Raw genomic sequence first — 19998 nt, forward strand, 5'->3', positions numbered from 1 at the left:
GTTTTAAAGCGTGGCTAAAGTAATTATTTTTTTGCTTTTATTTAAGTCCGCGCCCGATTTTATTCAATTTATCCCCCTCCTGGAACTCTTTTACCAATTTATCTAGTATTCCATTGATAAACAGACTGCTTTTAGGAGTTGAGTATTCTTTAGAAATTTCGAGGTATTCATTTATGGTTGCCCGAACAGGGATCGAAGGAAAATGCTTAAACTCGGCGATCCCCATCTTTAAAATGATCATATCGATTTCTGCAATTCTATCCTTATCCCAATTTGGGGTTTTTCCCTCTATTTCTTTTGCCAGTTGCTCGTCTTTAAGCACAACCTTTCTAAAAAGCTCTATCACATAAGTTCGGTCTTCCTCATTTTTGTATAGATCGGGTATTAAAGTTGTTACAGCATTCTTAGGTGACAGCCCTTGCAACATTTTTACAATGGCCGTATTTACAATCGGAAAATCATCCAGCCAAGTCAATCTTCTATCTTCAAGGTAATCATAAAGTTTTTCGTTGGGTGCAATGACCTGCTTGTAAAGCTTTATTACAAATTCCTTGTCTTCTGCAAAGGTGGTGTCCGGTTTCTGAAGGTATTCGATGTACCAATCTTTTTTTCGAAGTTCTTTAAACAGTATGGCGACATACTCATTATCGTCCTTCCAGTAATTGAGCTTTTTATTTTTTATTATTTCTGAAAGGGTTTTATTTTCTGAAATAAGGGCGATCACCTTATTATTTAAAAATGTACGGGACGGATTTTTTTCCTCGGTCGTGGCGAGGTGTTTTTGTTGAGATTTCAAAAGATACGACTCGGCCTGATCCCGGGTAGCTATTAACAACTGAAGTAAAAGCACATAAAGATCGTGCATTTGATCTATACTATACCATAAGAATTTTTCTTGTTTATCGAGGTCTCTGTGGTCGGTCTGATTAAAAGCGTAGATAGATTGTAACACCTTAACCCTAATATGTCTTCTTGTAAGCATAGTTGTAAAAGAACTGTTATAAATCACAAACGCACAGGGAAACTCACTGTGCGTTGCAAATATACTATTAAAATGTCGAAATTATTTTTCTTTTTTTCTACTATCGATACGCGCCTGAGCAACATCAAAAGCTGCTTGATGCGTTGTGATCCCGTTAGTTTCGGCATTGTTAAGGATCTCAAGCGTTGTATTGAAAATATTTTCTGTTTTTCGAATGATCTCTTGTTTTCCGTAATTTTCCAATTCGGCATAAACATTAATGATCCCACCTGCGTTGATTAGGAAATCCGGTGCGTAAACAATTCCTTTTTCCCGTAACATCAGACCGTGCTTCAATTCGTCTGCCAACTGATTGTTCGCCGCTCCGGCGATCACTTTTGCCTTTAACTGGTGAATGGTCGAATCGTTTACCGTTGCGCCTAAAGCACAGGGAGCGTAAATATCCATATCCTCTGCATAGAGATTATTACCTCCGTAGATCTCCACACTGTACTTATCTCGTACTTCCTCCAAGCGCTCCTGATTGATATCGGCGATATATACCTTGGCTCCTTCATTAGAAAGGTTTTCTACTAAAGCCTCTCCCACATTTCCGATTCCCTGTACATAAACCACCTTGTTTTCAAGATCACTACTCCCAAAGGTATACTTTGCAGCAGCCTTCATTCCCATAAACACACCATAAGCCGTTATTGGCGAAGGATTCCCGGCTCCTCCTATTGATTCAGAAATTCCGGTGACATAAGGAGTCACAGTGCGAACCAGATCCATGTCTGACGTTTCCATTCCCACATCTTCAGCAGTAATATACTTTCCGTTCAAAGAATGAACAAACTCACCAAAACGCAACATCAGTTCTGGAGTTTTCTGTGTCTTTGCATCTCCAAGGATCACTGCCTTTCCACCTCCAAGGTTTAAGCCTGTAATAGCACTCTTAAACGTCATCCCTCTGGACAGACGCAATACATCATTTAAAGCATCCCATTCGTTCTTATACTGCCACATTCTGGTTCCGCCTAAAGCCGGTCCCAAAACCGTATTATGTATTCCAATTATTGCTTTTAATCCTGTATCTTTGTCGTTGCAAAAAACGATCTGCTCGTGATTGTCAAAAGAATTCTGCCCAAAAACAGGGTCTAATTTGTGAAGCTCATTTTTGTTCACTACTTCAGTCACCATAGTATTCTTAATTTTATATATCCTCTAAAAAGGACGTGCAAAAGTAGTAGTTTGATAGTAAAGCCACAAAGAAATAGTTGTTAAAATAAGAATTTGTTAATAAAACGTATTGCCCTAAATGAAAGAACTTCAATTCGTCAATAAGTACTTTGTTAAATACAAAGGGAGATTGATGCTGGGACTAATAATTACAATAGTTGCAAGAGTATTTGCCCTACTAACGCCAAAGTTTATTGGAGACTCGGTAGGTGTTGTCGAAAAATACATTAGCGGTGATATCACAGATCTTGCCCTTGTTAAATCTGAATTGCTTACCAATATTTTACTCATCATTGGAACCACTTTACTGGCTGCTTTCTTTACCTTTTTGATGCGACAAACCTTTATTGTCGTTTCGCGCTATATTGAATTCGATCTAAAGAATGAGATCTTTCAGCAATACGAACGCCTGTCGCTTAGTTTTTACAAATCCAACCGCACCGGGGATCTAATGAGCCGTATTAGTGAAGACGTTTCAAAAGTGAGAATGTATGTAGGTCCCGCCTTAATGTACAGCGTGACAACCATTACGCTGTTTATTGTGGTAATTAGTTATATGTTCTACAAGGCTCCCGAACTAACGTTGTATGCAATCGCTCCGCTTCCTGTACTGTCGGTTGCGGTGTATCGCCTTAGCGTGGCCATTCACAAACGGAGTACCATAGTACAGGTTTATCTCTCGAAATTAACCACGTTTACGCAGGAAAGTTTCAGCGGTATTTCAGTGATTAAGGCCTATGGCATCGAACCCAGGACCAACGCCGATTTTGTGGAGCTTTCCGAAGGTAGTAAAGACAAGAACATAGATCTGGTAAAAGTGCAGGCTTTATTTTTCCCTTTAATGGTACTGCTTATTGGTCTAAGTAATATCATGGTCATTTATATAGGCGGAAATCAGTTTATGAACGGCGAGATCGAAGATCTGGGAACTATTGTTGAATTTCTAATCTATGTAAATATGCTTACCTGGCCGGTCGCTATAGTGGGCTGGGTTACTTCCATAGTACAACAAGCAGAGGCTTCTCAAAAAAGGATCAATGAGTTCCTAAAGGAAAAACCTACTATTATCAATACGGTAAGTGAAGTCACCCCTATATCAGGAAATATAAGATTCAACAACCTCAGCTATACCTATCCCGACACCAACATTACCGCCTTAAAAAATGTTAGTTTCTCGGTAAACAGTGGCGAAACGCTTGCGATAATTGGAAATACCGGCTCCGGAAAATCGACCATCCTCGAACTTATAGGCAGATTGTATGATGTGGAGCACGGACAATTACTAATTGACGAAACCCCTATTTCCGAATTAAACCTGAACAGCCTTAGAGGAAGCATAGGATATGTTCCTCAAGACGCCTTCCTATTCAGCGATACCATAGGAAACAATATCAGATTCGGGAAAGATGACGCCACCGAAATGGAAATACGAGAAGCAGCCAAAAATGCTGCAGTGCATCAGAATATTGTAGGTTTTAGTAAGGGATACGACACGATTCTCGGTGAACGCGGAATTACCCTCAGCGGCGGACAGAAACAGCGGGTATCTATTGCCAGAGCGATCATTAAGGATCCGCAAATACTGCTGTTCGACGATTGTCTTTCGGCGGTGGATACCGAAACGGAAGAGGAGATCCTTCAAAACTTACACAGAATTTCAAAAAATAAGACGACCATTGTAGTGAGTCACAGGGTTTCTTCAGCAAAGAATGCCGATAAAATCATCGTACTGGAAGAAGGACAGATCATCCAGCAGGGAACACATAACGAGCTTGTAAATAGCGATGGATACTACAAAGAACTGTATGCCAAACAGCTTTTAGAAAAAGAAATGTAACTTATAGTTGCCTTATTTGTATTTTTTTTAGATTTTTGGCACAACGAAAACCAAACTTTACAACTATGAGTGAGCAGTACGCAATGGAGAAAGAAGAAATATTTTCAAAAGTGATGCGTGCCGGAAGACGCACCTATTTTTTTGATGTAAGAGCGACCAAGGCAGGAGATTATTATCTAACCATTACCGAGAGCAAAAAATTCACCAACGACGATGGTTCTTACCATTACAAAAAGCACAAGATCTATTTATACAAAGAAGATTTCTCCGAATTTCAGGAGAATGTGAATGAAATGATCCAGTATATCATCGACGAAAAAGGTGAGGAAGTGATTAGCGAACGTCACCAAAAAGACTACAAAAGAGAGGAAGCAGACGCAGAGCCTAAGCAAACTACAAGTGCTGAGCAACCTTCTACTTCCGATTTTACCGATATCGATTTTGAAGATATATAAAAAGCCTCGAGCGTTAAAAATTTTGAAACCGTTACAACTTCGTGACGGTTTTTTTATATTTAGCCTTTGGGTGTTACCCTTTTTCGCTTCCCTTTGGAAGCTACAGAGCGTCTGGTCTGCCTAACGGCAGAGGCAAGATAACGGCAGTTGCTTCCTCCACGACTCCCTTTTGGAGTATAGAAGGAGCACTCCAACAACACCTGAATAAGTTCGCCATAGCTTCAAGTACAGCTACGACGGGTCCCTAACGCAATAATTTAATCAACTATTCAGCAACTAACACATGAAAAAACTACGTTACCTACCTATCTTATTATGCTTCTTTTTAAGTACTGCACAAACTAACGAATTAGATCTTACGTATTATCTTCCATCCGATGTTACTTATAATCCTTCTATCCCAACACCTAAATCGGTGATTGGTCATGAAGTAGGTGAATGGCACATCACGCACGATAAACTCGCTCATTATATGACCGTATTAGCAGAAGTGAGTGACCGGATTTCGATCGAGAACAGAGGAACAACTTTTGAAGGACGGCCTCTGCTACTGCTCACCATAACGGCCCCTGCCAATCACAACAATATCGCACAGATCAAAAAAGATCATCTGGCGCTTTCCGATTTAAATTCTGGCTCTCTTAACACCGCTAATATGCCCGCAGTGGTGTATCAAGGTTTCTCAATACACGGAAACGAACCCAGTGGATCTAATGCAGCACTGGCTGTTGCCTATTATCTGGCGGCGGCTCAAGGCCCAAAAATAGAGGAACTTTTAAACAATACGGTGATTCTTTTTGATCCCTCTTTAAATCCGGACGGCCTACAACGTTTTTCTTATTGGGCGAATGTTCACAAGAGCATTAATATAAACCCCGACCCCAACGACCGGGAATACGACGAGGTTTGGCCCGGGGGTCGTACAAATCATTATTGGTTCGATATGAATCGCGACTGGTTGCCTGTTCAATTACCTGAAAGCAGAGCACGGATAGCGACTTTCCACGAATGGCGTCCTAATATCCTTACCGATCATCACGAAATGGGAACCAATTCCAGTTTCTTTTTTCAACCGGGAATTCCGTCGAGAACTCATCCTTTGACCCCGCAAAAAAACCAGGACCTTACTGCAGCGATCGGTAAATTTCATGCCAGGGCATTCGACAAATTGGGGAGCTTTTATTATTCCGAAGAAAATTTTGACGACTTCTACTACGGAAAGGGATCTACCTTCCCCGATATAAACGGAAGTATTGGGATACTCTTTGAACAGGCTTCATCACGGGGTCACGCTCAGGAGAGTGATAACGGGGTGCTCACTTTTCCATTTACCGTGCGCAATCAATTTACCGCAGCGCTCTCCACTCTGGAAGCAGCCGTGAGCATGCGAAAGGAATTGCTGGATTATCAGCGTGAATTTTTTAATAATGCCCGAAGCGAGGCTACCGGAAAAGCCATTGTGTTTGGGGATTCAAAAGATGCTGCTAAAGCGTATCATCTGGCCGAAATACTAGATCGTCATCAGATAAAATTCCACGAATTAAAAGCAGATTTTGAGTCAAACGGAAAAACCTATAAAAAAGGGTATAGCTATGTGGTGCCTATGAATCAGAAAAATTCCAGACTCATTACGGCCATGTTCGAAAAGCGAATCACCTTTACAGACAGTCTCTTCTACGACATCAGTGCCTGGTCTTTCCCACTGGCATTTAATCTGGATTATAACGAGAATGTCGCAATGAACAATGCAGGTGAACTCATTAGCGATCTTAAAATGAAAATGCCTGCAGCTCCGGTTAGATCTAACTATGCTTATCTCATGGAGTGGCACGAATATTATTCCCCTAAAGCGCTCAATATGATCCTAAAGGAAGGTCTACGGGCTAAAGTAGGGATGACTCCGTTTACTTTAGAAAACAACAAATACGATTACGGAACAATACTTATTCCGGTTCAAAACCAAAAATTGCAGGGGGCAGCATTAGCCGAATTTCTCGCAAAGGTAAGTTCCGAAACTAAAGTTACGATCACCGGAGTATCTACCGGACTTGCTCAGGGAAATGACCTGGGAAGTAATATGTTTAGAGCCGTAGAACTTCCAAAAGTAGCAATGATAGTTGGCGAAGGTATCAATCCTTCCGACGCAGGAGAAATATGGCATTTGTTCGATACCCGCTACGATATGCAGATCACAAAACTGGATACCCGTAACTTTAATTGGAGGGATCTTAGCAGATATACCGATATCATACTACCCGCTAGTTGGGGAAATGCTCTGGATAAAGATGATGCCGAAAAATTAAAGACCTGGGTAAAAGACGGAGGTACGCTTATCGGGTATCGAAATGCCGGCCGATGGCTTAACAGCAACGAATTCCTTAAAATGAAATTTAAGTCGGTAAAGGATACCGCCACCAATATTTCATTCGAACAGCGAGGAGATTACTTTGGTGCTCAGGTTATAGGTGGGGCAATTTTTGAAGCCGAACTAGACCGCTCACATCCCATCGCCTTTGGCTACAAGAACAGCAAACTGCCTATGTTCAGAAATACAACCATTTTTGTTGAAGCAGACGACAACAGTTATAACAATCCTATAAAATATACCAATAATCCCTTAATGAGCGGTTATATTTCCAAACCCAACCTGAAAGAACTTGGAGGAACGGTACCGTTTAAGACAAGTGGTATGGGGCGCGGACAAGTAATCTATTTTACCGATAACACCAATTTCAGAGCCTTTTGGTACGGAACCAACAAATTGCTTATGAACGCCATTTTCTTTGGAGATGAGATGTAGAATGAGTAGGGCTGGTATTTAGATTTTTAAAAGACATTAGGATGTAAGCTAAAACACTATCTTTGCCGCTTTTTTAAGGAAAGATATGTTACAAAAAACCATAAAGAATTTTACACAAAATCCTAAAAATGATATTCTCTCGGGATTAACCGTGGCACTCGCCCTGGTTCCCGAAGCTGTAGCCTTTGCATTTGTCGCAGGTATTGATCCGTTGGTAGGGCTTTACGGTGCTTTTATGATGGGAATCGTCACTTCATTGTTTGGCGGTCGGCCGGGAATGATCTCGGGAGCTACAGGCGCTATGGCAGTTGTTATGGTGCACATGATCCAGAAAGGCAACGAGGTAGGAGATGCCATGGCCACTCCTATTGATAATCTCGGATTGCAATGGCTGTTTATTACGCTGCTTATTGTTGGATTGATTCAAATTTCGGCCGGAGTACTTCGGTTAGGAAAATTTGTAAGACTTATCCCCCATCCCGTTATGATGGGGTTTGTAAACGGACTCGCCATTGTGATCTTTCTATCACAATTGGGTCTCTTTAAAGAAAATGTGAACGGAACCCAGCAATTTATGCAAGGTAGCGAGCTTTGGTTCATGTTGGGGTTGGTATTTTTGACCATGGCTATAATGTTTGGTCTACCGAAGCTGACAAAAAAAATACCTGCAGCCCTGGTCGCGATCATTGTTGTTGCTTGTATTACGATCTTTGGAGGAATTGATGTAAGTACGGTAGGATCATTTATACGTGATGGCGGTGGTGAAGGATTACAAGGTACCTTACCTACTTTTCAGGATCAGATCTTCGGACTCTTTTACACCCTCAATGGACATTGGGACCTCATACTGTCCACCGCATTTTTACTTGCCGCCGTGGGATTAATAGAATCCCTTATGACTTTGAATTTAATTGATGAAATGACCGAAACCCGCGGAAGTGGAAACCGCGAATGTGTGGCGCAGGGAGGTGCCAATATCTTAAATGGATTCTTTGGTGGAATGGGCGGCTGTGCAATGATAGGACAATCGATCATTAACGTAAACTCGGGTGGTCGAGGACGACTTTCCGGTGCTGTAGCAGCTATTGCGCTACTCTGTTTTATACTATTTGGGGCACCACTTATTGAACAGATCCCCATTGCGGCATTAGTGGGTGTAATGTTTATGGTCGTAATTGGTACTTTTGCATGGAGTAGTTTCAGAATTTTAAATAAAATACCGCTGCCGGATGCGATCGTATTAATCTCGGTATCTGCTATTACGGTTTGGCAGGATCTTGCCATCGCAGTGATCGTTGGAGTGATCATGTCGGCCTTGGTTTTTGCGTGGAAAAATGCAACTATGATCCGGGCTCGAAAGCACCTTAAAGATGATGGCACCAAGGTATATGAGATCTGGGGACCTTTGTTCTTTGGATCTACTCAAGCGTTTAATAAGAAATTCGATTTTGCTACAGACCCGGAAAAGATCGAGATCGATTTTATAGAATCGAAAGTTAGTGATCACAGTGGTGTAGAAGCCTTACGGAATATTGCCAACAAATATATAGACGGTGGAAAACAGATAAAGCTTACACATTTAAGTCCGGATTGTAAAACCCTGCTCCTTAAATGGAATCCTGAGTTCTCCACAATAATTGAAGACTCCATCGACGATCCTCGCTACTATGTAGTGACCGATATTATGGATAGTGAAGTTTAGACAATTTCACCCACTAATCGCTGTATTATATTCTGATTTTCAATATATTACACTCTATATTAAATATTTCTTAAAATCAATTTTAAAAGCATTTATTGATTACATTCGCTGTCCTTAAATTTATAAGAATGAAACAGTTAAATCGCCTAACAATATGTATTGCACTGCTCTTTTGTGTACAGGTGATTTCTGCCCAATCTGATAGTATTATCAATGCTGAAAATCCTTCAGATTCTCTGATAATTCAAAATAACACTAATAAATTACGACTGCTTGAAGCGCAACGAATAAGTGATTCGTTAAAAAAAGTTGAACTTCAGAACCAGATAGACGCATTAAAATCTACCGATGAAAATAAAAGGGTCGCTCTTCAGGAAGAATTAAAACAATTAAATTTACAGGAGGCACGACTTCTGGAACAACGTAAGCTTCAGATAGAAGCGCTAAAAAAGAACACTAAAGGGCATCCGGTTATGGGCTTTTTTGGAGATACATTGTTCTTAATTCATAATAAGTTAGGAAGCTTTTCTCCCAAGGAACGAGCAGATGCTATTGGAAGGCGTATTAAAAACCTACCTCAAAATCTGGGCTTTAATAAGGATTCACTTAAAATAGTCGAAGCAGAAACCACTTTTGATATTCTGTACGAAGAGTTGATCATTTTAAGTGTCTCCGATAGTGACGGTCTATGGAATGACAAGACGCCTTTTGAGCTCGCCAAGGACTATAAAAGCACCATCGGGGAAGCCGTAGAACGCTATCGTGCCGAAACCAACATCTTCACCATTCTTAAAGGTATTGGTCTGGCAATATTGGTGATCGTTATCATCGGGTTCTTAATTAAGTATATTATTCGGTTTTTCAGATGGTCCGCCATTAGAATTCAACAACAGGAAAACAAAAAAATAAAAGGTATACAGTTTAAGAACTATACGCTGTTCGATGCTAAAAGTCAGGTAAATGCCCTACTCATCGTCAATAAGATCCTTAAATGGTTTACCGTATTGTTAGCCATCTATATTGCCCTTCCTGTTTTATTCGGACTTTTCCCATGGACAGAGAACTTTGCAGATACATTGTTTGGGTATATTCTGAATCCTGTAAAGAAAATACTTCTGGCGCTTTGGAATTATTTACCCGATCTGTTTACTATACTGGTTATTATTTTCGTTTTTCGCTACGTTTTGAAAGCCATTCGCTTTCTCAAAAATGAGATTGCCAAAGGAAAATTGCAGATAAACGGGTTTTATCCCGATTGGGCAAACCCAACCTATCAAATTGTAAGAGTATTGATCATTGCGTTTATGATCGTGGTGATCTTCCCTTACCTTCCGGGAAGTGATTCTCCTATTTTTCAGGGAATTTCTGTGTTTCTTGGATTTTTATTTACCTTCGGAAGTGCCGGCTCACTTTCAAATCTAATCGCCGGACTCGTACTTACCTATATGCGTTTGTTCAGGATTGGAGATCGCGTTAAGATAGGTGAAGTTACAGGCGACGTTATTGAAAAATCATCTTTAGTGACAAGGGTTCGAACCATCAAGAACGAGATCATTTCAATTCCCAACTCTACGGTGATGAACAGCCATACCATCAACTATAGCAGTGATGCACCCGAAAAAGGATTGATCATTCATACCACGGTTACCATTGGGTACGACGTCCCCTGGAAGGATATGTATCAGGCACTAATTGATGCCGCCTTACGCACCGAATTAGTGCTAAAGGAGCCACAACCCTTTGTATTACAAACTAGTCTGGAGGACTTTTATGTGGCCTATCAGATTAACGCTTATATCAGAGAAGCCAACAAGCAGGCCGTGATCTATTCGAATTTACACCAGAACATTCAGGATGTTTGTAATGAAAGAGGTATTGAGATCCTGTCGCCTCACTATCGTGCGGCCCGTGACGGAAATACCAGTACGATCCCTTCAGAGTATCTGCCTGAAGATTATGAAGCTCCGGGTTTTAATGTACATACCACACAGAAAAAAGATAAAAAGTAAGCAGTTGACCTTCAGCTTATCTTAATGAGCAAGCTATAAACTTTAATTCAAACTGTAACACTTCGGTATTTTAATGCTCTTTAAAGAAACCAATAAAACGCATTATGAAATACTTTTTCCTGTCATTTATAGTATTCACTCTAACAGGGTGTTCAGAAAAAAAAGCTGAAGTACACAATTCAACAACCGAATCTACTTCGGCAGAAAGGCAACAATTAATTGAGGCTCCCTCCTCGTTCTTTCCGGAAGAAAAAGCTAAAGTTCTGGTGGTGGGAACCTTCCACATGAACTATCCCGGGCTGGACGCCCATAAAACAACCCCCGAGGATCAGATCGATGTATTAAAAGAACCGAAGAAAAGTGAGATCGACGAACTTGTAGCCTACATCAAAAAGTTTAATCCCACCAAAATAGCGTTAGAAGCCAATCCAAACTGGGAAACTATGGAAAAATACCGAAAGTATCGGGAAGGAGAGTTTGGGGAAGAACGTGACGAAAGGTTTCAATTGGGAATGCGCATTGCTATGGAGCTTGATCTTGACACCCTATATGCCGTTAACAGCTATTCCTTAAAAAGGGATATGTATGTACAGGACAGCGTCGCACTGGAAAAATTAGTGGGAAATATAGACTGGAAGCGAGAAGATCGGTATTGGGACTATGTGCAAAACTGGTTTGATTATGAAGATAAACTTCCCTCTAGAGTAAATCTACTCGATTATTTTAAGCATATGAATTCACGAGAGTCCCATAATTATGGGTACGGATTGTATTTACTGGGAAATTTTAAATCTGAAAACAATCAGGGAGCCGATAATTTGTCTATTTGGTGGTATAATCGAAATCTTAGGATCTTTAGAAATATTCAGGGAATTACTGAAAGCCCTGAAGACCGTATACTCGTAATCATGGGCAACGGTCATGCCGCTATCTTACGACAATTGTTTGAAACTTCTCCGGAATACGAATTTGTGGAATTCGATAGTTTAGATTAAAATGAAATAGCAGTATCAAAAAAAGGTCCTTCAAGAATTCTGAAGGACCTTTTTAATATAAATCAATATAAATGTTATTGAACGATCAGTTTTTTAGCCGGAGAATCATTTACCTGAACAAAGTAAACACCACTGCTTAATGAAGTAGTGTCGATCTCGACTTCCGAAGTTGATGAGAAATCTTTTAAATTCAGTATTTCCTGTCCAAACATCGAATACACTCTAACGGATTCAATAGCGGTATTTGGCGTGTTTATTTTTACCCCAGAATCTGCGGGGTTCGGATACATTGAAAATTCAATAGCCGTATTATCTCCTACCGATAATTGATCGAATCCGAAAATATAAACCCCCGAGCTATCATTGATATAAATATTACCCGTCGCCGAAGAGGGATACACACCAAAAGCTCCCGAAAAACCTTCGCCCGTAGCGCTATTCGTATCAAACGAATCGGACAAGACCAATTGTGAAGGGTCACTTATATCGAAGATCTTTAACCCAGCGGTGTAATACGACGTATAGGCGAAATCATCGATCACGTATAAATTATGCGGAGTTGCGGTACCATCTGCAACCTCATCCACTTTTACCGGATTTGATATATCACTAATGTCCCATACGGTGATGTCTGCCTGGGGATGATTTCCAAGTTCATCACAGATATAAACATAATTGCCATCGGTTGAAAAATCGCCCTGATGATGATACGTAATATCCGGATCGGTAATGGAACCCAGAAGAATAGGATTAGCCGGATCGGTAACATCGTAAAGAAATGTGCCCGAAAAACCATGGCAATCGATCATCATATTACCTCGTACCGTTACGTCGTGACCTTCAGACCCTACAGTAGTTAATAAATTTGGGTTGGTTGGGTCTGCATTCAAATCATAAATGCGTACTCCCGGAGATGAAGTGTATAAATACCCCCTGTCATCGATAAAAAAGTTATGAGCCGATGGGAAGGTTGCAACTTCAACAGCGTTTGTAGGATCACTAATGTCTACGATAGAAGCATCACCACCTCCACCTGTCGCGCAGTATACATAATTTTCCCACACTTTTACGTCAAATCCGGGAACCGAGGTTAAATGTTCAACCTGAACCGGATTGGTAGGATCGGTTACATCGATAATGGACATACCACTTCCGCCAATTACAGCATAGACATTTCCATTATTGGGATCTATATATTCCCATACATCGGTACCTGAATTTCCTGTAGTAAGTGAGCCTTTCAGTGTAATTTGTGCTACAGAAAGTATAGGTATCAAAAAGAAGAGGCATAGGTAGTATTTTTTCATAGTGCTTTAGTTTTTTTGTGCGAATATCCCAAATATACCACTTAATTGAGAAACCATCTGTGTTAGTTAAAAACTGCTTTCAAATTTTTGTGGACTTTTACAGGTAAATCAAAAATTCTCTAAGAAATTTATCGCGGTTTTTATTTCAGCATTCGCCTTAAAATCCATAAAATTGCACCATGCTATTCAATTCTATTGATTTCGCAATATTTCTGCCAATTGTCTTTGTACTGTACTGGTTTATTTTTCAAAGAAATCTAAAATTGCAGAACTTACTTATCGTCATTGCGAGTTATGTCTTTTATGGCTGGTGGGATTGGCGGTTTTTGTCTTTGATTCTTTTTAGTACGCTGGTTGATTACTTTGTCGGACTAAGTCTGGGAAAAGAAGAACGCAACGGCAGGCGAAAGCTGTTATTATGGATTTCAATTTGTGTTAATTTAGGATTTTTAGGCTTTTTTAAATACTACAATTTCTTTGTAGAGAATTTTACAGTAGCCTATAGTTTTTTTGGCAATCCTATTAAAGCCGATCTACTCCATATCATTTTGCCTGTAGGTATAAGTTTTTACACTTTTCAAACTCTGAGTTATACCATAGATGTTTACAGGCGAAAACTCACACCTACCAAAGATTTTATCTCATTTGCAGCATTTGTTAGCTTTTTTCCTCAATTGGTGGCAGGTCCCATAGAGAGAGCAACAAATTTATTGCCACAGTTTTACAAAAAACGCACTTTTAATTACGATCTGGCAGCAGACGGGATGCGACAGATCTTATGGGGCTTAGTTATGAAGATGGTTATTGCCGATAACTGTGCCTATTTCGTAAATATAATTTTTGAAAATTCAGAACACTACAATGGGAGCACGCTTTTTTTAGGAGGTGTATTATTTGCTTTTCAAATTTATGGAGACTTTGCCGGTTACAGTAATATCGCTATTGGTACCTCGAAATTATTCGGCTTTAACCTAATGCAAAACTTTGCCTTTCCCTATTTTTCCAGAGATATCGCCGAGTTCTGGCGGCGTTGGCATATTTCACTTTCTACTTGGTTTAGGGATTATTTATATATTCCTCTTGGAGGAAGCCGGGGTTCTACCGGATTTCAGATTCGCAATATTTTTATCATTTTTATAGTAAGTGGTTTTTGGCACGGAGCCAATTGGACCTTTATTGTCTGGGGTGCTTTAAATGCGGTTTACTTCTTACCCCTACTCCTGTTAAAGCGAAACAGAAATCATCTCGATATCGTCGCAAAAGGCAGATACTTGCCGGATTGGCGTTCGGTAGTGTCTATTGGTCTCACTTTTTTTATAACTGTGATCGCCTGGGTGTTCTTTAGAGCAGAAAATATAGGGCACGCCTTTGCTTACATTTCAGGTATTTTTTCTGAAAGCCTTTTCGACCTTCCGGACATCCGAAATTTCCACCAGTTTGTACTCATCTTAGTTCTCATTTCGTTTTTTATAGCAGCCGAATGGTTTGGAAGGGAAGGAAAATTTGCGACAGATGGTTTAAAATCGAAACCCAGATTAGTTCGGTGGGGAAGTTATATGTTTTTGGTATTTCTAATTGGAATGTATATGCAAACTGAAGAAACTCCGTTTATCTATTTTCAGTTTTAATATGAAAAAGTTTTTAGTCAATATCGCTGTTTTCATTCCATTAAGTGTTATCGCTTATTTGTTTCTACTCATTTTTTGGGGAGAAATCGTACCAGACAAATACAGAATTAATCTAATCTATAAAAGCCCCGGTTATGGGCATACATTCAGCCGGATGAAAGAAGCCAAAGAAGCGCCTCTCACCAAGGTATTATTCCTAGGGTCTTCTCAGGCATATCGAGGGTTCGACGTGCGATATATGTTTCAGGAAGAAAAAATATTCGGGTTTAATCTGGGGAGTAGTGCTCAAAGTCCGATACAAACAAAAATGCTTGTGAACAGATATCTTGACAGCCTTTCTCCAAAATTGGTGATCATGGAGGTTGCTCCTACGATCTTTGGAAGAGACGGCGTTGAATCTTCGTTGGATCTCATGGCCAATGATGTCAACGATAAGGAAACATTAAAAATGGCGTTAAAAACCAATCATCTTAAAACCTATCACACAATGATCTATGCGTTTTACAGAGATTGGTTTGGACGAAATGAAAAGAAGGTAGAAAAGATGCTTAAGGGTGAAGATCGCTACCGGAAAAACGGTTATGTAGAAAAGAAGATGAGTTATTACAAGCATACCAATCGATATGAAAGAGAAGTGGAATTTTCTGAAAAACAGGTTGAAGCATTTAACGATATACTTGCGAAGCTAAGGAACAGTAAGGTTCCTTATATTTTAGTACAAGCACCGGTAACAAAAGGATTGTACAATGCATTCACCAACATGGAAGAATACGAAGAATTTATAAAGAAAAAGGGGCCTTATTACGATTTTAATAAATTTATGAATCTCAACGATTCTTTACATTTTTACGACGCGGTACATCTAAACCAACGCGGTGTGGAGCTCTTTAATCGAAAATTGATGGATACGCTTCGACTAAATGAACTTTAGTATCCTGTAATTCAACTTTTTGGATATTTATATTTTGTATCTTTCCCTTTATTATGGGTCAATTTACAAAACTTAGTATACTGTTTTTGTTTATAAGTTGTGTTTTGGGATGTCAAAACGATACAAAAGAACCTCACTCAAACGCAGTAGTTACTCCTTCCGAAGTAAAAAAAACACCCGACAATACCTTATTTATCGGCTCCGACTTTCTGTTGGATGATCAACATTCTTATATAGGTTTTAAGATAAAATACTTCGGATTCAGTCCGGTACGTGGACGTTTCGATCGTTTTAACGGAATCGTTTTTTATGACCCCGAAAATATTGATGCCACAACAATGAACGCGATTATTTGGGTGAATTCGATCAATACGGGTAATGAAACCCGCGACGCAGATCTAATCACCGAAACTGCCTGGTTTAATGAGGCAGAATATCCATTTATTACATTTCAATCTAAGTCGGCTACGGAAAATCCTGACGGTTCATTTATCCTAAACGGTATCCTTTCACTTAACGGAATTACTAAGGAAATAGCCATTCCATTCGATAAACCAACTGCTGTGAGCAGGGATTGGGCCTTTAATGAGCAGGTGGACTATTCGGCAAGATTTACTTTAAAGCGTAAGGATTTCGAAGTTCACGGGGGTGATTTTTGGGACAGCATCATGGAAAACGGACTTACTCAGCTTTCAGATGAAGTTGAAATTGAACTGGACCTGCATACTCGACGAGCAGATTATAAGAAAAGATATGCGGATCTGGAGGAGGAAAATGTAAGGAAAATTGTTTTGGATACAATTAAATCTGAAGGGATCGCAGCGGGTATTTCGTACATTGACTTCATAGGAAATACGCCCGATTCGCCCTTCACCGTGGGTGCCTTTTCGACCATCAGCAATACGCTTATTTCTTGGGACATGTACGCTGAAGCACGATCGATAATTGAAAAAGCGCTGCAATGGTATCCGGAAAGTGCGTCCCTTTACAATCAATTGGGCGTAGTGCACTTAAAACTTGGATCAAAGGAAGAAGCACGAAAGAATTTTGAAAAGGCGGCAAAATTTGAACCTGATAATGCGAAAAGTGCGGCCTATCTCGATCTTTTCTTCTAAACTAATCCCTCAGGAAATTCTTAGTCCGTTGTCCACATCTTTCCCCGGCTCGAGTAAGGTAACTTCCTTTCCGTTCACGGCTCCCAGTACCAGACATTCACTCATAAAAGGACCTATTTGTTTTACAGGAAAATTAACCACGGCAACGATCTGTTTTCCTAACAATTCTTCTTTAGCGTATCGCACGGTTATCTGAGCTGATGTCTTTTTTACACCCAGATCCTTACCAAAATCGATTCGCAGCTTGTAGGAGGGGTTGTAGGCTTCGGGGAAATCCATAACTTCAATGATAGTCCCTACCCGCATTTCTACCTTTTCGAAATCGGACCAGCTAAGAAGATCCTTCATGACGGATTTTAAGTTTTTCAAGCATTTCCGGGGCGACATTTCCATTGTCGGCACTGTAATTATCAACTAATAAGCCTTTGGTACCATCCTTAGTTTCTATGACGTACAAAATTGAATTATCATCCGGATTAGACATTCCTTCAAAGCGATAATATTTAATCACATCACAATCCCCGGCCTGCCATTTGCTCTTTAAAGAACGTGAAGCCAATCCCTCTTCAGCCAGATTAAAATCTGCTGTATATCCTTCAGCAACCAGAGCATTTATTGCTACCGACAACGATTCATATGAATTTTCCATAGTTTTTCTATTTCTTATAAAGTTACAGGAGATAATAGAGTTTCACAAATCTTTATAAAATCTTTAATAGTTGTAACTTTAGAGATGAATGTACAACTAATAGACTAAAAGATTTTATGGCACTTACCCCTTCAAATATGCTCCCTTTAGGTACCGTTGCTCCTAATTTTCAACTTATTGATACCATTACCTCAAAACCGGTTTCTTTGCAGGCCGTTCGAGGAGAAAAAGGGACCGTTGTCATGTTCTTATGCAACCATTGTCCGTTTGTAAAGCACGTAAATGAAGAAATCGTCCGAATTGCAAACGACTATAGGGTAACCGGCTTCGGCTTTGTAGCCATAAGCAGTAATGATATTGAAAAGTACCCACAGGACGGACCGCAGGAAATGTGGAAAACCGCAAGAAAGCACAACTATTCGTTTCCTTATCTGTTCGATGAGAGTCAGGAAGTTGCCAAAGCCTATGATGCGGCTTGTACTCCCGATTTCTATCTTTTCGATCATGATCTCAAACTCATCTACCGCGGACAATTAGACAATTCCCGTCCGGGAAATAAGATACCTGTTAATGGTCGTGATCTTCGAGAGGCCTTGGATAATGTATTAAACAACAGTCCTCAGCGTAAAGATCAAAAGCCCAGTATAGGGTGTAATATTAAGTGGAGGGAATAGGAGCTTTAAATATGGATTGAGGGTACAAGATTCGAGATTCAGGACAAACTTGAGTTTTATCCTTCAGGCTATAGAATTTCAGGTCTTATAACTAATTCTGCACTAATTCCTAATTCCTGTTAAACCCATCCTTTGCGTTTCAGTAAATTTTCAATGTGCGCATAGTGATGATTGCTGTGCCAGGCGTAGATCCCAACCGTTTCCCCTAATGTAACATTATTAGTTTTTTCCGGATGTACGTATTCTTTCTGAAATTCAACATAGGAAAGTCCCTTCAGTAAAAAAACCAATTTTGCATGTAAGGCTTCCAAAGCTTTTAAAGAGAGCTCAATAGGTGCCATTTTATAATCGAAGAGCATTGCCCATTCTTTTTCGTTATAAGCTTTTATTAAAGGCGTGGCTTCTGTCAATGCCCATTTAAAGCGAATATAACTGTGATGATGACTGTCATAGATATGATGAATAACCTGCTTTACAGTCCATCCACCATCCCTGTAGGGTGTATTTAATTGTTCTTCGGAAAGAGAAACCACCAGATTAGACAATCGATTCGGAAAATGTTCAAGTATCGAGATCCAGGCTTCCAGCTTTTCATGGGTAATATTTGAAGGGCAATCGAATTTGCCAATAGGGTATTTCAGCTTTTCTATATCCATGTTCTAAAAATACAAAACGCCCCGATGATTCGGAGCGTTTATTTTTATAATTCTAAACGTTTTTCTAGGGGATAAGGAAGATTATTTTACCTCCATCAATTCCACATCAAAAACTAAAGTAGCATTTGGAGGAATTACCCCTCCTGCACCTCGTTCTCCATAAGCCAAATGCGACGGAATTACAAAACGGGCCTTGTCACCTACTTTTAGCAATTGTATACCTTCATCCCAACCGGCAATTACGTTCCCCATTCCAACCGGAAATTTAATGGGCTCTCCTCTTTTATAAGAGTTATCGAATTCGGCACCATCGGGAAACATTCCTTTATAATGTACTCCAACAGTCTGTCCGGCTTCCGGGCTCACCCCATCGCCTTTTTGAATGATCTGATACCTCAATCCGCTTTCAGTTTCTTCAAAACCTTCCGAAATAGACGTGAGTAAATCTTCATTTGCTTTTTTAGCCGCTGCTTCACGCTCTGCTTTGGCTCCATTAAATTGTCTGAAGTTTTCTACAGCGTTCCAAGATTCGGCTTCTTTACCTTCTCTAATTATTTCAACAGTTTGCATGGTATCTCCCTGTGCAATACTGTCTACCACATCCTGACCTTCAATGACGTGACCAAATACCGTATGATTGTTATCAAGCCATGGCGTTGGTACATGAGTGATAAAAAACTGGCTTCCATTGGTTCCCGGACCTGCATTTGCCATGGAGAGTACTCCCGGTCTGTCGTGTCTTAATTCGGCATGAAATTCGTCATCAAACTTATATCCCGGACCCCCTGCTCCGGTTCCTGCCGGGTCTCCGCCCTGTACCATAAAATCCGGAATTACTCGGTGAAATGACAATCCGTTGTAGTAGGGTGTGCCTTGGGGTTTGGCTTCATTTTCAAGATCACCTTCAGCCAGTGCCACAAAATTCCCCACTGTTCCCGGAGTTTTATCGTGCGTTAGCTTTATGAGTATCTCACCCTTTTCTGTTGTGAATTTTGCATAAATTCCTTCTTGCATACCTGTATTTTTTTAAATAAGCGGCA

The 19998-nt window shown here is 40.1% G+C and carries 17 protein-coding genes; 10 read left to right on the forward strand and 7 right to left on the reverse strand.

The features are described from left to right. Positions 1–37 precede the first annotated feature (37 nt). Both nusB and ALE3EI_RS00400 read right to left on the reverse strand, forming a co-directional pair. Complete coding sequence (nusB, locus tag ALE3EI_RS00395) at positions 38–982, reverse strand: transcription antitermination factor NusB (protein ID WP_186989720.1); 945 nt, start codon at positions 980–982, stop codon at positions 38–40. Positions 983–1063: 81 nt separating this feature from the next. Next, positions 1064–2161, reverse strand: coding sequence for a Glu/Leu/Phe/Val family dehydrogenase (locus tag ALE3EI_RS00400; protein ID WP_186989722.1), 1098 nt, complete (start codon positions 2159–2161; stop codon positions 1064–1066). 118 nt (positions 2162–2279) lie between these two features. Between ALE3EI_RS00400 and ALE3EI_RS00405 the strand changes: the two genes are divergently transcribed. The 6 genes from ALE3EI_RS00405 to ALE3EI_RS00430 all read left to right on the forward strand — a co-directional run bounded on the left by ALE3EI_RS00405 (position 2280) and on the right by ALE3EI_RS00430 (position 11998). Next, positions 2280–4037 carry an ABC transporter ATP-binding protein gene (locus ALE3EI_RS00405; protein ID WP_186989724.1) on the forward strand — a complete coding sequence of 586 codons (1758 nt, stop codon included), beginning with the start codon at positions 2280–2282 and terminating at the stop codon, positions 4035–4037. A gap of 65 nt (positions 4038–4102) precedes the next feature. Then, positions 4103–4492, forward strand: a complete 390-nt coding sequence (locus tag ALE3EI_RS00410) for a PUR family DNA/RNA-binding protein (protein ID WP_186989726.1) — start codon at positions 4103–4105, stop codon at positions 4490–4492. A 283-nt stretch (positions 4493–4775) separates the two neighbouring features. Then, positions 4776–7292, forward strand: coding sequence for a M14 family zinc carboxypeptidase (locus ALE3EI_RS00415; protein ID WP_186989728.1), 2517 nt, complete (start codon positions 4776–4778; stop codon positions 7290–7292). An 85-nt stretch (positions 7293–7377) separates the two neighbouring features. After that, a complete protein-coding gene (locus ALE3EI_RS00420) occupies positions 7378–8994 on the forward strand; it encodes a SulP family inorganic anion transporter (protein WP_186989730.1) in 1617 nt (538 codons plus the stop codon). Positions 8995–9122: 128 nt separating this feature from the next. Continuing rightward, a complete protein-coding gene (locus ALE3EI_RS00425) occupies positions 9123–11003 on the forward strand; it encodes a mechanosensitive ion channel family protein (RefSeq protein WP_186989732.1) in 1881 nt (626 codons plus the stop codon). Positions 11004–11107: 104 nt separating this feature from the next. Beyond that, a complete protein-coding gene (locus tag ALE3EI_RS00430; RefSeq protein ID WP_222614543.1) occupies positions 11108–11998 on the forward strand; it encodes a DUF5694 domain-containing protein in 891 nt (296 codons plus the stop codon). A 74-nt stretch (positions 11999–12072) separates the two neighbouring features. Here the strand turns inward: ALE3EI_RS00430 and ALE3EI_RS00435 are convergent, their stop codons facing one another. Further along, a complete protein-coding gene (locus tag ALE3EI_RS00435) occupies positions 12073–13305 on the reverse strand; it encodes a choice-of-anchor B family protein (protein ID WP_186989734.1) in 1233 nt (410 codons plus the stop codon). A 179-nt stretch (positions 13306–13484) separates the two neighbouring features. On the opposite strand from ALE3EI_RS00435, the gene ALE3EI_RS00440 reads away from it, so the two are divergent. The 3 genes from ALE3EI_RS00440 to ALE3EI_RS00450 are packed head-to-tail and all read left to right on the forward strand — an operon-like array spanning position 13485 to position 16979. Further along, positions 13485–14933: an MBOAT family O-acyltransferase gene (locus ALE3EI_RS00440; RefSeq protein WP_186989735.1), complete on the forward strand. Its 1449-nt coding sequence runs from the start codon at positions 13485–13487 to the stop codon at positions 14931–14933. A 1-nt stretch (position 14934) separates the two neighbouring features. Then, positions 14935–15864 (forward strand): hypothetical protein, encoded by a 930-nt coding sequence (locus tag ALE3EI_RS00445; protein ID WP_186989737.1) that lies wholly within the window; start codon positions 14935–14937, stop codon positions 15862–15864. A gap of 53 nt (positions 15865–15917) precedes the next feature. Then, positions 15918–16979 carry a YceI family protein gene (locus ALE3EI_RS00450; RefSeq protein WP_186989739.1) on the forward strand — a complete coding sequence of 354 codons (1062 nt, stop codon included), beginning with the start codon at positions 15918–15920 and terminating at the stop codon, positions 16977–16979. Between the two features lie 9 nt (positions 16980–16988). Here the strand turns inward: ALE3EI_RS00450 and ALE3EI_RS00455 are convergent, their stop codons facing one another. Both ALE3EI_RS00455 and ALE3EI_RS00460 read right to left on the reverse strand, forming a co-directional pair. Continuing rightward, positions 16989–17327 (reverse strand): tRNA-binding protein, encoded by a 339-nt coding sequence (locus ALE3EI_RS00455; RefSeq protein WP_186989742.1) that lies wholly within the window; start codon positions 17325–17327, stop codon positions 16989–16991. Next, complete coding sequence (locus ALE3EI_RS00460; protein WP_186989744.1) at positions 17311–17628, reverse strand: phosphoribosylpyrophosphate synthetase; 318 nt, start codon at positions 17626–17628, stop codon at positions 17311–17313. Before ALE3EI_RS00460 ends, ALE3EI_RS00455 begins: the two co-directional genes overlap by 17 nt. A 116-nt stretch (positions 17629–17744) precedes the next feature. On the opposite strand from ALE3EI_RS00460, the gene ALE3EI_RS00465 reads away from it, so the two are divergent. Then, complete coding sequence (locus ALE3EI_RS00465; protein ID WP_186989746.1) at positions 17745–18302, forward strand: thioredoxin family protein; 558 nt, start codon at positions 17745–17747, stop codon at positions 18300–18302. A gap of 119 nt (positions 18303–18421) precedes the next feature. On the opposite strand, the gene ALE3EI_RS00470 is transcribed toward ALE3EI_RS00465, so the two are convergent. After that, on the reverse strand, positions 18422–18958 hold the full coding sequence (locus ALE3EI_RS00470) for a YfiT family bacillithiol transferase (protein ID WP_186989748.1): 537 nt from the start codon (positions 18956–18958) through the stop codon (positions 18422–18424). Positions 18959–19039: 81 nt separating this feature from the next. Next, positions 19040–19972 (reverse strand): peptidylprolyl isomerase, encoded by a 933-nt coding sequence (locus ALE3EI_RS00475; RefSeq protein WP_186989750.1) that lies wholly within the window; start codon positions 19970–19972, stop codon positions 19040–19042. Positions 19973–19998 lie beyond the last annotated feature (26 nt).

It is taken from the genome of Constantimarinum furrinae (assembly GCF_014295415.1).
In the GTDB taxonomy this organism is placed as follows: Bacteria; Bacteroidota; Bacteroidia; order Flavobacteriales; family Flavobacteriaceae; genus Constantimarinum; species Constantimarinum furrinae.

What these genes read in the sequence shown, in the direction of transcription:
- nusB (WP_186989720.1), bottom strand. Translation starts at nt 982, where the DNA reads ATGCTTACAAGAAGACATATTAGGGTTAAGGTGTTACAATCTATCTAC.
- ALE3EI_RS00400 (WP_186989722.1), bottom strand. Translation starts at nt 2,161, where the DNA reads ATGGTGACTGAAGTAGTGAACAAAAATGAGCTTCACAAATTAGACCCT.
- ALE3EI_RS00405 (WP_186989724.1), top strand. Translation starts at nt 2,280, where the DNA reads ATGAAAGAACTTCAATTCGTCAATAAGTACTTTGTTAAATACAAAGGG.
- ALE3EI_RS00410 (WP_186989726.1), top strand. Translation starts at nt 4,103, where the DNA reads ATGAGTGAGCAGTACGCAATGGAGAAAGAAGAAATATTTTCAAAAGTG.
- ALE3EI_RS00415 (WP_186989728.1), top strand. Translation starts at nt 4,776, where the DNA reads ATGAAAAAACTACGTTACCTACCTATCTTATTATGCTTCTTTTTAAGT.
- ALE3EI_RS00420 (WP_186989730.1), top strand. Translation starts at nt 7,378, where the DNA reads ATGTTACAAAAAACCATAAAGAATTTTACACAAAATCCTAAAAATGAT.
- ALE3EI_RS00425 (WP_186989732.1), top strand. Translation starts at nt 9,123, where the DNA reads ATGAAACAGTTAAATCGCCTAACAATATGTATTGCACTGCTCTTTTGT.
- ALE3EI_RS00430 (WP_222614543.1), top strand. Translation starts at nt 11,108, where the DNA reads ATGAAATACTTTTTCCTGTCATTTATAGTATTCACTCTAACAGGGTGT.
- ALE3EI_RS00435 (WP_186989734.1), bottom strand. Translation starts at nt 13,305, where the DNA reads ATGAAAAAATACTACCTATGCCTCTTCTTTTTGATACCTATACTTTCT.
- ALE3EI_RS00440 (WP_186989735.1), top strand. Translation starts at nt 13,485, where the DNA reads ATGCTATTCAATTCTATTGATTTCGCAATATTTCTGCCAATTGTCTTT.
- ALE3EI_RS00445 (WP_186989737.1), top strand. Translation starts at nt 14,935, where the DNA reads ATGAAAAAGTTTTTAGTCAATATCGCTGTTTTCATTCCATTAAGTGTT.
- ALE3EI_RS00450 (WP_186989739.1), top strand. Translation starts at nt 15,918, where the DNA reads ATGGGTCAATTTACAAAACTTAGTATACTGTTTTTGTTTATAAGTTGT.
- ALE3EI_RS00455 (WP_186989742.1), bottom strand. Translation starts at nt 17,327, where the DNA reads ATGAAGGATCTTCTTAGCTGGTCCGATTTCGAAAAGGTAGAAATGCGG.
- ALE3EI_RS00460 (WP_186989744.1), bottom strand. Translation starts at nt 17,628, where the DNA reads ATGGAAAATTCATATGAATCGTTGTCGGTAGCAATAAATGCTCTGGTT.
- ALE3EI_RS00465 (WP_186989746.1), top strand. Translation starts at nt 17,745, where the DNA reads ATGGCACTTACCCCTTCAAATATGCTCCCTTTAGGTACCGTTGCTCCT.
- ALE3EI_RS00470 (WP_186989748.1), bottom strand. Translation starts at nt 18,958, where the DNA reads ATGGATATAGAAAAGCTGAAATACCCTATTGGCAAATTCGATTGCCCT.
- ALE3EI_RS00475 (WP_186989750.1), bottom strand. Translation starts at nt 19,972, where the DNA reads ATGCAAGAAGGAATTTATGCAAAATTCACAACAGAAAAGGGTGAGATA.